Origin of the sequence: Micromonospora sp. B9E7, assembly GCF_039871815.1 — a bacterium.
In the GTDB taxonomy this organism is placed as follows: domain Bacteria; phylum Actinomycetota; class Actinomycetes; order Mycobacteriales; family Micromonosporaceae; genus Micromonospora.
This window is the reverse complement of record NZ_JBDPLX010000003.1, coordinates 174,279-187,427: the sequence shown is the minus strand read 5'-3', so window position 1 is coordinate 187,427 and position 13,149 is coordinate 174,279. Positions and strand designations below refer to the sequence as shown.

Here is a 13,149-nt window from a genome sequence, read left to right as displayed (position 1 = left end):
CATACCGGGCGAGCGAATCGCAACACCACACAGGAGGGTCGTCGAAGCGCGATGAATATCGTCGTACTCGTCAAGCAGGTGCCTGATTCGGGCGCGGACCGCAACCTGCGCAGTGACGACAACACCGTCGACCGCGGTTCGGCGAACAACGTGATCAACGAGATGGACGAGTACGCCATCGAGGAGGCGCTGAAGATCAAGGAAGCGCACGGCGGCGAGGTCACCATCCTGACCATGGGTCCGGACCGGGCGACCGAGTCGATCCGCAAGGCGCTCTCCATGGGCCCGGACAAGGCCGTGCACGTGTTGGACGACGCCCTGCACGGCTCGTGTGCCGTCGCCACCTCCAAGGTGCTCGCCGCCGCGCTCGGTCAGCTCGGCGCTGACCTGGTCATCTGCGGTGCCGAGTCCACCGACGGTCGCGTCCAGGTCATGCCGCACATGATCGCCGAGCGGCTGGGCGTCGCGGCGCTCACCGGCGCCCGCAAGCTCACCGTCGACGGCGCGACGCTGACCGTCGAGCGGCAGACCGAGGAGGGGTACGAGGTCGTCACCGCCTCCACCCCGGCCGTGGTCTCCGTCTGGGACACGATCAACGAGCCGCGCTACCCCTCCTTCAAGGGCATCATGGCCGCGAAGAAGAAGCCGGTGCAGACGCTCGCGCTGGCCGACCTCGGTGTCGCGCCCGCCGAGGTGGGCTTCGACGGTGCCACCAGCGCCGTCGTCGAGCACACCAAGCGCCCGCCGCGTTCCGGCGGAGCCAAGATCACCGACGAGGGCGAGGGCGGCGTCAAGCTGGTCGAGTTCCTCGCTACCGAGAAGTTCGTGTGAGAGCGGGTCTGGACATGTCTGAGGTTCTCGTCGTCGTCGAAGCCACCAAGGAATTCGGCGTCAAGAAGGTCACCCTGGAGATGCTCACCCTCGCCCGCGAGCTGGGCACCCCGAGCGCGGTGGTGCTCGGCGGCGCCGGCGCCGCCGAGGCGCTGAGCGGCAAGCTGGGCGAGTACGGCGCGGAGAAGATCTACGCCGCCGAGGGTGACGAGATCGACGGCTACCTGGTGGCCCCCAAGGCCACCGTGCTGGCCGAGCTGGTCCAGCGGGTGCAGCCGGCCGCCGTGCTGCTGGCCTCGGCCCAGGAGGGCAAGGAGATCGCTGCCCGGCTCGCCGTCAAGCTGGACAACGGCATCCTGACCGACGTGGTCGGCCTGGACGCCGACGGCACCGCGACGCAGGTCGCCTTCGCCGGCTCCACCATCGTCAAGGCCAAGGTCACCAAGGGCCTGCCGCTGGTCACCGTGCGGCCCAACTCGGTCACCCCCGCCCCGGCGGCGGCCACCCCCACGATCGAGCAGCTCACCGTGTCGGTGACCGACACCGACAAGCTGGCCAAGGTCGTCGAGCGGGTCGCCGAGCAGAAGGGTTCCCGCCCTGAGCTGACCGAGGCCGGCGTGGTCGTCTCCGGCGGTCGCGGTGTCGGCAACGCCGACAACTTCAAGCTGGTCGAGGAGCTGGCCGATCTGCTCGGCGGTGCCGTCGGCGCGTCCCGCGCGGCCGTCGACTCCGGCTTCTACCCGCACCAGTTCCAGGTGGGCCAGACCGGCAAGACGGTCTCCCCGCAGCTCTACGTCGCGCTCGGCATCTCCGGTGCCATCCAGCACCGGGCCGGCATGCAGACCTCGAAGACCATCGTCGCGGTCAACAAGGACGGCGAGGCGCCGATCTTCGAGTTGGCCGACTTCGGCGTGGTGGGCGACCTGTTCAAGATCGTCCCGCAGGCCGCCGAGGAGATCCGCAAGCGCAAGTGACCCGGCGCTGAGACAGTGGCCGCCCCCGATGGGGGCGGCCACTGCTTTTCGATGGGAGCTGATCGGCGGGCCGGGGAGCTGAACCGGCCCACCGATCAGCCCGTCAGGGTGCCCCTCAGCAGGCTGTCGCCGGAGTGGTCGGTGTTGTTGTCGTACTGCTCGGCGGAGACGTCGACCACCGAATAACTGGTGAGGTCGACATTCGGGGGCAGCGGCAGCAGCGCATCCGAACCGCCTCCCAGGGTGCCCACCGAGAACATCTCCATCGTCGTCGGATTGATGAGCCAGACCTCGTAGTACCCAGGGACGCGCGGGAGATTCGCCACATGCAGATGCAGTTGGCCGTCCTGGAGAACCCGGGCGTCACCCTTGGCCGTCGGTGGCGTCGATCCGTACGCCGCCAGCGGCGCACTCGCCACCACCACCTGCGGCGGAGTGGGCGCCGGGTCGTCCGGCCGTAGCACCGAGACCGTGCCGACCACACCGACCGCCGCGGCGGCTGCCGCCGTCACCGCGGTGGCCGCCCAGCGGGACCAGCCGGAGCCCCGGCGGGACCGGCGCGTCGGATCCAACCGGGTGACCGTCGACTCGGGCGTCGTGCCGGTGGCCTGCCCGGCCGTCGTGCCGGCGGACTCTGCGCCCGTCGTGCCGGCGGACTCTGCGGACTCTGCGGGCGTCGTGCCGGTGGTCTGCTCGGTCGCGGTGCCAAGGGCTTGCCCGGGGACCTGCTGCGGACGGGCCTCGGCCCGTGACGGCTGGGCCTCGGCCGCTCTGACCTGGGCGGCGATGCTCTGCCAGACGTGCTCCGGCGGGTCGGGCAGGTCAGCCAGGCCCTGCGTCTCGACGCCGAGCCCCGCCACCTGCTGAAGGGTCGCCAGCTCCGCCCGGCACAGCGCGCAGGTGCCGAGGTGGGTGCTGTCCCCGTTGTCCGCCTCGCTCTCACCGAGCGCCAGAAAGACCAGCCGGTCGTGGTCCAGGTGCTGCACCGTCCACCTCCCATCTGCGTTTCAAGCTGGCCATGCCGCGCCGGATGTGGCTCTTCACGGTGCCCAACGGCACTCCGGTCACCGTGGCTATCTGCTGGTGTGTCAGGTCGTCGTAGAAGGCCAACTCCAACATGCGCCGCTGGTCGTCCGGGAGACGGGCCAGCTCGTCGGCGATCACCAACCGGTCCACCACCCGGTCCGGGTCCGGCTCGGTGGGCGTCGGCTCGGGTAGTTGCCGGACCGTCTCCACCACCCGGGTCTCCCGGGCCGAGGCGCGCATCCGGTCGATCACCTTGCGTCGGCCGATGCCCAGCAGCCACCCGACCAGCGATCCCTTGGCCGGATCGAACGTGTCGCGCCCCAGCCAGGCGGCGACGAACGTCGCCTGGGTGACGTCCTCGGCGTCGCTGCGATTGGCCAGCATGGAGGTGGCCAGGTGGTGCACGGCGCGACCGTACCGGTCGTAGGCCTCGCGGAGGGCCACCTCGTCGCCTCGTCGAAAACGGAGGTCGAGGTCGTCCACCGGGGGGTCCGGTTCCTGTCGTAGGGCCGTCATCGGGCGGCTCGCCTTCGATGGGGCATGCCCGACTGTAGCCGCCACAGTCTCCGCCCCACTCTCCCGGTCGATGTCATCTCACCAGCTCTTCGTCTCCCGACCCCGGTCCGGATGCAGCCGGGGCCGGAAAAGAAAAGTGCCACTCCGGCGCATCCACCCGTCGACGAGCCGGCGTAACCCGTTCTGCAGGACAGGCCTGACGAATCAGCAGCAATCAGCAGGAGGCAGACATGCAGCTCTCGTACTTCCGTCGGGTCGCCGCGGGCGGCGCGGTCGCCGCGTTGGCCTTCGCCGGTGTCGGCGCGTTCACCGCCACCCCCGCGTACGCCGCCACGTCCAAGGTCTCCGTCGTGCACGGCATCCCGGACACCCCGGTCGACGTCTACGTCAACGGCACGAAGACGCTGGAGAACTTCAAGCCCGGTGACGTCGCCGGCCCGCTGAACCTGGAGGAGGGCGAGTACGACATCGCGCTCACCAAGCCCGGCGAGCCGATCGGCAGCGCGATCCTCAAGGCCGACGACGCGGCGGTGCCCGGAGGGGCGAACATCAGCATCGCGGCACACCTCGACGCAGCCGGCCAGCCGAAGATCACTCCGTTCGTGAACGACGTCTCGAAGGTCGGTGCCGGCAAGGCCCGGCTCATCGTCCGGCACACCGCCGCCGCCCCGGCGGTCGACGTACGCGCCGGTGGCACCCCGGTCTTCGAGGACCTCACCAACCCGAACGAGGCCAAGGGCGACGTCGACGCGGGCAGCGTGAAGGCGGACGTGGTGCTCGCCGGCACCGACACCGTGGCGATCGGCCCGGCGGACCTCAACCTCAAGGAGGGCACCGCGACGATCGTCTACGCGATCGGCTCCGCCGAGGGCAAGACGCTCGGCGTGGTGGCACAGACCATCACCGGCCTGCACTCCGCTCCCGGCGGCGTGCCGAGCGGTGACGGTGGGCAGGCCGGCACGGGCGTGAACACCTGGTGGTACGTGCTCACCGGTGCCGGCGTACTCCTGCTGTTCGGTGGTGGGGTGCGGATGGCGACCGCGCGGACCGGTCGCAGGTGACGGTGCGCAACCGCGGCGCGCTGGCGGCCCTGGTCGCCGGCGTTGCCGCGCTCACCGTCGCCGCCCTGGTGGCGTGCGGCTCGCAGCCGGCCGGGAACGTGGGCGCCGACGCGGCCACCGCCCTCGCCAGCATCCCACCGACCGTCGCCAGCGGCCCGTCGGTCCCGGTGACCGCCGGTGAGCTGCCCGTCGACGCGGAGATCGTCCCGCCGGTACGGCTGGTGATCCCCGAGATCGGCGTCACCGCCACCGTCAACGCGGTCGGCATCAACGAGCGGACCGACGAGTTCGAGGTGCCGCCGAGCGTCGACCAGATCGGGTGGTACCGCTACGGCCCCGGCCTGGAGGCGGAGGCGGGATCGGTGGTCATCGCCGGTCACGTGGACAGTGCCCAGCAGGGCAAGGGTGCGTTCTTCCGGCTGCGGGAGCTGGACCAGGGCGACACGGTGACCGCGACCGGCAGCGACGGAAAGGCCCGGCCGTACCGGGTCGTGGCCCGGGAGGAGTACGCCAAGACCAGGATCCCGCTGGACCGGTACTTCGCCCGGGACGGGAAGCCGCGGCTGACGTTGATCACCTGCGGGGGGCCGTTCGACGCGAAGGCCCGCAAGTACCGGGACAACATCGTCGTCACCGCGGTGCCCGCCTGACGAGGTCCCGCCACGTGCCGGGGTGGGGGAGTCCCACCCCGGCCGTTGCGTGGAGCCCCTCCGGCATCCGGTCCCCGAGGTGTCGGCCGTACGCTGAACGGTGATGGCTTACCTGGATCACGCGGCGACGACTCCGATGCTCGACGAGGCACTGGAGGCGTACGTCGCTACCGCCCGCGAGGTCGGCAACGCGTCCTCCCTGCACGCGGCGGGTCGCCGTGCCCGTCGCCGGGTCGAAGAGTCGCGCGAACGGGTGGCCGCGGTGCTGGGTGCGCGGCCCTCCGAGGTGATCTTCACCGGTGGTGGCACGGAAAGTGACAACCTCGCGGTCAAGGGCATCTTCTGGGCCCGCCGGGATGCCGGCACCGGCCGCCGACGGGTGGTCTCCAGCGCCGTCGAGCACCACGCGGTGCTGGACGCGGTCGACTGGTTGGTCCAGCACGAGGGCGCGGAGGTCGGCCTGCTGCCGGTGGACGCAGTCGGTCGGCTCGACCCGCAGGACCTGCGCGCCGAGTTGGCCGCGCACGCCGACCAGGTGGCCGTGGTCACCGCGATGTGGGCGAACAACGAGGTGGGCACCGTCCAGCCGGTCGCCGAGCTGGCCGCCGTCGCCGCCGAACACGGCGTGCCGTTCCACACCGACGCCATCCAGGCGGTCGGTCAGGTGCCCGTCGACTTCGCCGCGAGCGGAGTCGCCGCGCTGACCGTCACCGGGCACAAGCTGGGCGGCCCGGCCGGGGTGGGCGCGCTGGTGCTCGCCCGGGACGTGGCGGCCACGCCGCTGCTGCACGGTGGTGGCCAGGAACGCGACATCCGCTCCGGCACGCTGGACACCGCCGGCATCGTCGCGTTCGCGGTCGCTGTCGAGTCGGCGGTGAAGGGCCAGCAGGAGTACGCGGCCCGGGTGGCAGCCCTCCGCGACGACCTGATCGAGCGGGTCCGTCGGGCGGTGCCCGAGGTGATCTACAACGGCGATCCGGTCGACCGGCTCCCCGGCAACGCGCACTTCTCCTTCCCCGGCTCGGAGGGCGACGCACTGCTCCTCCTGCTCGACGCGCAGGGGATCGCCTGCTCGACCGGGTCGGCCTGCTCCGCGGGGGTGGCCCAGCCCTCGCACGTACTGCTGGCGATGGGCGCCGACGACGACCGTGCCCGCTCCTCGCTGCGCTTCACCCTGGGCCACACGAGCACCCAGGTCGACGTCGACGCCGTCGTGGCGGCCCTTCCGGCAGCAGTCGAGCGGGCCCGCCGGGCCGCAGCTCTCCGTACCCCGCGCTGACCCGGTCCCCGGGGCTTTCCCGGGCTGGTGGATAGGCTTGTCCTGGGAATGGGGAAGGGAGTGGGCCGATGAGGGTTCTGGCGGCGATGTCGGGCGGGGTCGACTCGGCCGTGGCGGCGGCGCGGGCGGTGGCGGCCGGGCACGACGTGACAGGCGTGCACCTGGCGCTGGCCCGCAACCCACAGACCTATCGGACCGGGGCGCGCGGTTGCTGCACCCTGGAGGATTCCCACGACGCACGTCGGGCCGCCGACGTGATCGGCATCCCCTTCTACGTGTGGGACATGGCCGACCGCTTCCACGAGGACGTGGTGGACGACTTCGTCGCCGAGTACGCGGCCGGCCGTACGCCGAATCCCTGCCTGCGGTGCAACGAGAAGATCAAGTTTGCGGCGGTGCTGGATCGGGCGGTGGCGCTGGGCTTCGACGCGGTGGTGACCGGGCACCACGCCCGACTCGGCCCGGACGGGCTGCTGCGGCGCAGTGTCGACGTGGCCAAGGACCAGTCGTACGTGCTGGCTGTGCTCACCCGCGAGCAGCTCGACCGGTCGATCTTCCCGCTGGGCGACTCGACCAAGGCGCAGGTCCGTGCCGAGGCCGCCGAGCGTGGCCTGGCGGTCGCCGACAAGCCGGACTCGCACGACATCTGCTTCATCGCCGACGGTGACACCCGTGGCTTCCTGGCCGGCCGGCTCGGCGAGGCGCCCGGCGACGTGGTGGACGCGAGCACCGGCGCGGTGGTCGGCAGTCACAGCGGCGCGTACGCGTACACGGTGGGGCAGCGTCGTGGGCTGCACCTCGACCGGCCCGCCCCGGACGGCCGGCCACGCTACGTCCTCTCCATCACCCCGAAGACCAACACGGTGACCGTCGGCCCGGCCGAGGCGCTGGAAGTGTCCGACGTGCACGCCGTACGTCCGGTCTGGACCGGCGGCACGCTTCCGGACTCCCCGGTGGAGTGCGAGGTGCAGTTGCGCGCGCACGGCAACGTGGTGCCGGCGACCGTCGCCCTCGACGGCGACCGGCTGCACGCCGAGCTGCGCCGGCCGGTACGCGGCGTCGCCGCCGGTCAGGCAGTGGTCGCGTACCGGCCGGACCCGGCCGGTGACGTGGTCCTCGGCTCCGCGACCATCACCGGCTGACCGCACGGCCCGGGTGTCCGCGGGATAGCCTTCGGCCGTGACAGATCAGGCGTGGCCCTGGCCGGCGGGCGCGGCAACCGGAATCGGTTCGCTGCCCGGCACCGACATCGACGAGGCCCAGCGGGTGGTCCTCGGTGAGCTCCCCGAGCTGCCCCACCTGCCCGAGTTGCCGGCCCGTGGTCCCGGCGCGGACATGATCGGCCGGTCCGCCGGGCTGCTCGTCGACCTGCCCGTCGAGGTCTACGCCGGTCGGTGGCGGGTCGCCCCGCGCCCGGGCCGCGACCTGCGTCGGGCCCGGGACCTGATGGAACGCGACCTGGACCAGCTCGCCGAGCAGGCCGAGGGGTACGCCGGGCCGATCAAGGTGCAGGCCGCCGGCCCACTCACGCTGGCCGCCTCCCTGGAGCTGCCGATCGGTGGTCGAATGCTTCGCGACCCCGGCGCGGTCCGCGATCTGACCGGCTCGCTCGCCGAAGGGCTGCGCGCGCACGTCGCGGCGGTGACCCGGCGGCTGCCCCGGGCATCGGTGCTGCTCCAGTTGGACGAACCGTCGCTGCCGACCGTGCTGGCCGGGCGGGTGCCGACCGAGAGCGGGTTGGGCGCCTACCGGGCGGTCGAGTCGGTGGACGCCGCCGCCCTGCTGCGCCAGGTCGTCGAGGCGGTCGGCGCGCCGACGCTGGTGCACTGCTGCGCCCCGGACGTACCGCTGGAGCTGATCCGTTCCACCGGTGCCGTCGCGGTCGCCCTCGACCTGGACCTCGTCACCAAGCTCGACCCGCTGGGCGAGGCGATCGACGCCGGCCTCGGGTTGCTGGCCGGGGCCGCGTCGACCCGGCCGCCGTCGGCCGGTCGCGCACCGACCTCCGCGCAGGTCGCCGATCGGGTACGCCAGCTCTGGGACCGCCTCGGCTTTCCCCGCCGGCAGCTCGCCCAGCAGGTGGTGGTCACTCCCGCCTGCGGTCTCGCCGGTGCCGACGAGCAGTACGCGCGGGCGGTGCTCGCGGCCTGTCGGGACGCCGGCCGGCGGCTCGCCGAGGACTGAGGTTTCCTGTCGTACCCGGTGGGCAGGATGACGGTCATGATTGGACAGCTGCGTTCAGTGGTGATCGACTGCCCGGATCCGCGGGCGTTGGCGGCGTTCTACGCCGAGCTGCTCGGCATCCCCTTCGCCGAGGGTGACTCCGACGACGACTGGGTGGTGCTGGGCGGTCCGCCCGGTCACCAGCCACGTCTCGCCTTCCAGCAGGCGCTCAACCTGCGGTCACCGGCCTGGCCGGACCCGGAGCGCCCGCAGCAGTTCCACCTGGACGTGACGGTGGACGACATCGAGAGCGCGGAGAAGGGCGCGCTCGCGCTCGGTGCTCGACGGCTGCCCGGTGAGGGCGAGGGTTTCCGGGTCTACGCCGATCCGGCCGGCCACCCGTTCTGTCTCTGCTGGGACTGAGCCTGACGGGGGTTGCGGCGGCCGGGCATGATGGCCGCCGTGATCCACACCTCCGCGCTGCGCGCCTCCGGTTCACTCTTCGGCCTCGCCTACGGTGACGCGCTCGGCAAGCCGACCGAGTTCCTGACCGTCGCCGAGATCGAACACCGCTACGGCCCGGCAGGCCCTCGTGAGCTGTCCGGCGAGCCGGCGCTGGTCACCGACGACACCCAGATGGCGCTCGCCGTGGGCTGGGCGTTGCACGAGGCTCCGTCGCTGACGCCGGAGGCGGTGGAGCCGCTGCTGCGGCGACGCTTCGTGGCCTGGTCGGTCAGCCCGGACAACAACCGCGCCCCGGGGATGACCTGCCTGCGCGCCTGCGCCGAACTGAGCCGTGGGCTGCCCTGGCAGGCGGCGACCGTGGCCGGGTCGAAGGGGTGCGGGGCCAACATGCGGGTCACCCCGGTCGGCCTGCTCGACGTGGACCTGGACACGCTGGCCGGGCTGGCCCAGTTGCAGGCCGGGTTGACCCACGGTCACCCGACCGGGCTGGCCGCCAGCGAGTTGACCGCGTACGCGGTCTTCGCGCTGCGCGCGGGCGCCACGTTGCCTGAGCTTCCCGCGCTCCTCACCGAGCGGGCGCGGTCCCAGCGCCTGGTCTACCGGGAGCAGTGGCTGGGTGATCTTTGGCAGCGCCCGGGGGTCGGCACGCCGGAGGAGTTCATCGCCCGGGGCTGGGACGAGTGCCTGGCGGTGCTGGGCCGACTCACCGACGTCCTGGGGCAGCCGGACGACGGCGGTGACCCGTGTCAGGCCACCGGAGAGGGTTGGGTAGCCGAGGAGGCGCTGGCCACCGCGCTGCTCTGCGCCGTACGGCATGCCGACGACCCGATCGCCGCCCTGGCCCGTGGCGCGACCACCGCCGGCGACTCCGACTCGATCGCCGCCCTGGCCGGCGCGTTCGTCGGCGCGGCCGTGGGGATGGCCGCCTGGCCGAGCGGGTGGGCCGACCGCATCGAGTACGCGGACCAACTCGCCGCCCTCGGCACGACCTGGGACTGACCTGCCGCCCGTGCGGAATCCGTCTGCCCGGTCGGCGGCTGTGATCGACTCGGGTTCCTGGAAGTCGGGGTGTCGCAGTGCCGTTGATGCCGCGCTTTTCAGGAAGCCGAGTGGATCACGCCCCCTGGTCAGGGCCGTGGCGGCGGGGTGGTCAGTGCGACGGGGTGGCGGGTGATCAGGCGGTGGGCAGGTGCCGCAGGCTGCGGACCTTCTGCCACAGGTCGGCGTCGCAGCGGCCGGCGTGGTCCGCGAACGCGGTCGAGCTGAGTCGGATCGGCTCGGTCAGGCTGAGGTAGCTGTCGTGCTCCGCGCCGGGGTCCCAGTCCCGGGTGGGGATCCGTACGTGGTCGTCCCGGTCGCTCTTGTCCTGGCTGGTGATCTTCAGGACGTCGGCGCCCCGGGAGTCGGCGCGTAGCACCAGGCAGGGACGCACCTTCGACCCGCTGCCGTCGGCGTACGGCACGTCGGCCCACCAGATCTCTCCCGCTGCCGGAGCACCGGCCGCACGTTCGGTGTCGCGTGAGCGGGGCCTGGTGGCCGGTCGATCGGTGCCGCGTGGCCGCGGCGCCGTGGAGCGACGGCCAGGACGGGTGCCCCGACCCGGCCGGGTGCCCGGACGGCGGTCGGCCACCCGGTGCCGCCAACTGTTCCAGGCCCAGCCGGCGGCCACCGCCAGCAGGATCGCCACCGCCCAGAGCAGCGCGTCGGGCATCCGTACCTCCGCCTCTCGGCGACCCCCGGGGTCGCACCGTCCGGCGATCCTCGCACGTCGCAGGCCGTGCCGCCCGCCAACAACACCGCAGCGTCCCACCGTCCGGGGCACCCGGCGACCTGTCCGGGCCTGGTGGTTCACACCAGGTGGCGAGGTGGGGGGTGTCGGGGCGGCATCACGTCGCCGATGTGGAGTCGATCACCGTGCTGCCACGGAACGGGCTGAGGGCGGCGTCGCTCCCGGCGCGGGTGGGCGGTGGATTGTCCCACCGGCCCGATACCGTGCCGGAGTAGCGTGATCAGGGAGGTCGCAGGCGTGTCCGAAGGTGGCGGTGTGTCCGAGGAGCAGATCGGTCAGCAGGTCAGCCCGGCTCAGGAGGCGGCGGCCGGGGCGGAGCCGACGCCGCAGGCCCGGGAGCGGCACGCCACGCTCAGTCGGGAGCTGACCGAGCACCAATACCGCTACTACGTGTTGGACTCGCCGACCATCACCGACGCCGAGTTCGATCGGCAGTTGCGCGAGCTCGAGGCGCTGGAGGCGGAGTTCCCGGCGCTGCGGACTCCCGACTCGCCGACCCAACGGGTGGGCGGCACGTTCTCCACCGACTTCACCCCGGTCACCCACGCCGAGCGGATGCTGTCGCTCGACAACGCGTTCGCCGACGAGGAGTTGGCGGCGTGGGCCGAGCGGGTCGAGCGGGACGCCGGTGGCACGGTGCCCTACCTGTGCGAGTTGAAGGTCGACGGGTTGGCGATCAACCTCACCTACGAGAAGGGCCGGCTCGTTCGTGCGGCCACCCGGGGTGACGGTCGCACCGGCGAGGACGTCACCGCCAACGTGCGCAGCATCCGCGACGTGCCCAGCCAGCTCACCCCGTCCGCCGACTTCCCGACCATTCCCGAGCTGCTGGAGGTCCGGGGCGAGATCTACTTCCCGATCGCCGGTTTCGCGGACCTCAACGCGGCTCTGGTGGAGCAGGGCAAGGCCCCGTTCGCCAATCCCCGTAACGCCGCGGCGGGCAGCCTGCGGCAGAAGGACCCGCGGATCACCGCCTCCCGACCGCTGCGCCTGGTGGTGCACGGCATCGGTGCCCGCCGTGGGTTCCAGCCCACGGCCCAGTCCGAGTCGTACGCGGCGCTCAGGTCGTGGGGGTTGCCGACCAGCGACCGGTGGCGGGTCGTGCCGGATCTCGCCGGCGTCGCGGAATACATCGCCTACTACGCCGAGCACCGACACGACGTCGAGCACGAGATCGACGGCGTGGTGGTCAAGGTCGACCCGGTCTCCATCCAGGGCCGACTCGGCTCGACCAGCCGCGCTCCGCGCTGGGCGATCGCCTTCAAGTACCCGCCGGAGGAGGTCACCACCAAGCTGCTCGACATCGAGGTCGGTGTCGGGCGCACCGGCCGGGTCACCCCGTTCGCGGTGTTGGAGCCGGTGCACGTGGCCGGCTCGACGGTCGCGCAGGCAACCCTGCACAACGCCCGCGAGGTGGAGCGTAAGGGCGTCCTGATCGGTGACACGGTGGTGCTGCGCAAGGCCGGCGACGTGATCCCCGAGGTGCTCGGCCCGGTGGTCGACCTGCGCCCCGCCGACGCCCGTCCGTTCGTGATGCCCACCACCTGCCCGTCCTGCGGCACCCCGCTCGCCCCCGCCAAGGAGAGCGACGTCGACATCCGCTGCCCCAACACCCACAGCTGCCCGGCGCAGCTACGGGAGCGGGTGTTCCACCTCGCCGGTCGGGGCGCGTTCGACATCGAGGTGCTCGGCTACAAGGGCGCGGGGGCACTGCTCGACGCGCAGATCATCACCGACGAGGGTGATCTCTTCCAGCTCGACGCCGAGCAGCTGTCCCGGTCCCCGTTCTTCGTCAACAAGGACGGCAGCCTGGGCAGCAACGCGGTCAAGTTGTTGGACAATCTGGCGGTCGCCCGGGAGCGCGAGTTGTGGCGGGTGCTGGTGGCGCTCTCCATCCGGCACGTCGGCCCCACCGCGGCGCGGGCGCTCGCCCGGCACTTCCGCTCGATGGACGCCATCGACGCGGCCACTGAGGAGGAGCTGTCCTCTGTCGACGGGGTCGGGCCGACCATCGCGGCCAGTCTCCGGGAGTGGTTCGCGGTCGACTGGCACCGGGAGGTCGTCCGCAAGTGGGCCGATGCCGGCGTACGGATGGCCGAGGAGGCGGTCGACGAGGGGCCGCGCCCGCTGGAGGGGTTGACCGTGGTGGTGACCGGCACACTCGCCGGCTTCTCCCGGGACCAGGCCGCCGAGGCCGTGCAGAGCCGGGGCGGCAAGCTCAGCGGGTCGGTCTCCAAGAAGACGAGCTTCGTGGTCGTGGGGGACAACCCGGGGTCCAAGGCCGACAAGGCGGCCAGCCTCAAGGTGCCGGTGCTGGACGAGGACGGGTTCCGGCTGCTGCTGGACGCGGGGCCGGACGCCGCACGGGAGATCGCCCAGTTCGGCGGGTGATCCC

Annotated in this window: 13 protein-coding genes; 10 read left to right on the top strand and 3 right to left on the bottom strand. The window is 72.3% G+C overall.

From position 1 onward, the window contains the following. The first annotated feature begins 51 nt into the window (after window positions 1–51). Both ABGB10_RS06080 and ABGB10_RS06075 read left to right on the top strand, forming a co-directional pair. Window positions 52–831, top strand: a complete 780-nt coding sequence (locus ABGB10_RS06080) for an electron transfer flavoprotein subunit beta/FixA family protein (protein WP_347659856.1) — start codon at window positions 52–54, stop codon at window positions 829–831. 14 nt (window positions 832–845) lie between these two features. Continuing rightward, entirely contained in the window at window positions 846–1,805 is a 960-nt protein-coding gene (locus ABGB10_RS06075; protein ID WP_269680745.1) for an electron transfer flavoprotein subunit alpha/FixB family protein, read from the top strand. Between the two features lie 95 nt (window positions 1,806–1,900). Here ABGB10_RS06075 and ABGB10_RS06070 read toward each other — a convergent pair whose 3' ends face one another. Together ABGB10_RS06070 and ABGB10_RS06065 are read right to left on the bottom strand one after the other, a co-directional pair. Continuing rightward, window positions 1,901–2,791: an anti-sigma factor gene (locus ABGB10_RS06070; protein ID WP_347659855.1), complete on the bottom strand. Its 891-nt coding sequence runs from the start codon at window positions 2,789–2,791 to the stop codon at window positions 1,901–1,903. Then, window positions 2,745–3,347 carry a sigma-70 family RNA polymerase sigma factor gene (locus tag ABGB10_RS06065; protein WP_347659854.1) on the bottom strand — a complete coding sequence of 201 codons (603 nt, stop codon included), beginning with the start codon at window positions 3,345–3,347 and terminating at the stop codon, window positions 2,745–2,747. The genes ABGB10_RS06070 and ABGB10_RS06065 overlap by 47 nt, the downstream gene beginning before the upstream one ends. Before the next feature lie 230 nt (window positions 3,348–3,577). Between ABGB10_RS06065 and ABGB10_RS06060 the strand changes: the two genes are divergently transcribed. From ABGB10_RS06060 to ABGB10_RS06030, 7 genes are all read left to right on the top strand, one after another. Next, window positions 3,578–4,408, top strand: coding sequence for a DUF4397 domain-containing protein (locus ABGB10_RS06060; protein ID WP_347659853.1), 831 nt, complete (start codon window positions 3,578–3,580; stop codon window positions 4,406–4,408). After that, window positions 4,405–5,058 (top strand): class F sortase, encoded by a 654-nt coding sequence (locus tag ABGB10_RS06055; protein ID WP_347659852.1) that lies wholly within the window; start codon window positions 4,405–4,407, stop codon window positions 5,056–5,058. The genes ABGB10_RS06060 and ABGB10_RS06055 overlap by 4 nt, the downstream gene beginning before the upstream one ends. 103 nt (window positions 5,059–5,161) lie before the next feature. Further along, window positions 5,162–6,337 (top strand): cysteine desulfurase family protein, encoded by a 1,176-nt coding sequence (locus tag ABGB10_RS06050; RefSeq protein ID WP_347659851.1) that lies wholly within the window; start codon window positions 5,162–5,164, stop codon window positions 6,335–6,337. A gap of 68 nt (window positions 6,338–6,405) precedes the next feature. Then, window positions 6,406–7,479, top strand: a complete 1,074-nt coding sequence (gene mnmA, locus ABGB10_RS06045; protein ID WP_347659850.1) for a tRNA 2-thiouridine(34) synthase MnmA — start codon at window positions 6,406–6,408, stop codon at window positions 7,477–7,479. A 37-nt stretch (window positions 7,480–7,516) separates the two neighbouring features. Further along, window positions 7,517–8,521 (top strand): methionine synthase, encoded by a 1,005-nt coding sequence (locus ABGB10_RS06040; RefSeq protein ID WP_347659849.1) that lies wholly within the window; start codon window positions 7,517–7,519, stop codon window positions 8,519–8,521. A 36-nt stretch (window positions 8,522–8,557) separates the two neighbouring features. Beyond that, window positions 8,558–8,923, top strand: coding sequence for a VOC family protein (locus ABGB10_RS06035; RefSeq protein WP_347659848.1), 366 nt, complete (start codon window positions 8,558–8,560; stop codon window positions 8,921–8,923). A gap of 27 nt (window positions 8,924–8,950) precedes the next feature. Further along, a complete protein-coding gene (locus tag ABGB10_RS06030; protein WP_347659847.1) occupies window positions 8,951–9,964 on the top strand; it encodes an ADP-ribosylglycohydrolase family protein in 1,014 nt (337 codons plus the stop codon). A gap of 175 nt (window positions 9,965–10,139) precedes the next feature. On the opposite strand, the gene ABGB10_RS06025 is transcribed toward ABGB10_RS06030, so the two are convergent. Further along, complete coding sequence (locus tag ABGB10_RS06025) at window positions 10,140–10,676, bottom strand: type II toxin-antitoxin system PemK/MazF family toxin (protein ID WP_347659846.1); 537 nt, start codon at window positions 10,674–10,676, stop codon at window positions 10,140–10,142. Between the two features lie 333 nt (window positions 10,677–11,009). On the opposite strand from ABGB10_RS06025, the gene ligA reads away from it, so the two are divergent. Continuing rightward, window positions 11,010–13,145 (top strand): NAD-dependent DNA ligase LigA, encoded by a 2,136-nt coding sequence (gene ligA / locus ABGB10_RS06020; protein WP_347659845.1) that lies wholly within the window; start codon window positions 11,010–11,012, stop codon window positions 13,143–13,145. Window positions 13,146–13,149 lie beyond the last annotated feature (4 nt).

Bases quoted from the DNA above. Each gene is read 5' to 3' on its own strand.
- ABGB10_RS06080 (WP_347659856.1), top strand. From the start codon at position 52: ATGAATATCGTCGTACTCGTCAAGCAGGTGCCTGATTCGGGCGCGGAC.
- ABGB10_RS06075 (WP_269680745.1), top strand. From the start codon at position 846: ATGTCTGAGGTTCTCGTCGTCGTCGAAGCCACCAAGGAATTCGGCGTC.
- ABGB10_RS06065 (WP_347659854.1), bottom strand. From the start codon at position 3,347: ATGACGGCCCTACGACAGGAACCGGACCCCCCGGTGGACGACCTCGAC.
- ABGB10_RS06060 (WP_347659853.1), top strand. From the start codon at position 3,578: ATGCAGCTCTCGTACTTCCGTCGGGTCGCCGCGGGCGGCGCGGTCGCC.
- ABGB10_RS06050 (WP_347659851.1), top strand. From the start codon at position 5,162: ATGGCTTACCTGGATCACGCGGCGACGACTCCGATGCTCGACGAGGCA.
- mnmA (WP_347659850.1), top strand. From the start codon at position 6,406: ATGAGGGTTCTGGCGGCGATGTCGGGCGGGGTCGACTCGGCCGTGGCG.
- ABGB10_RS06035 (WP_347659848.1), top strand. From the start codon at position 8,558: ATGATTGGACAGCTGCGTTCAGTGGTGATCGACTGCCCGGATCCGCGG.
- ABGB10_RS06030 (WP_347659847.1), top strand. From the start codon at position 8,951: ATGATGGCCGCCGTGATCCACACCTCCGCGCTGCGCGCCTCCGGTTCA.
- ABGB10_RS06025 (WP_347659846.1), bottom strand. From the start codon at position 10,676: ATGCCCGACGCGCTGCTCTGGGCGGTGGCGATCCTGCTGGCGGTGGCC.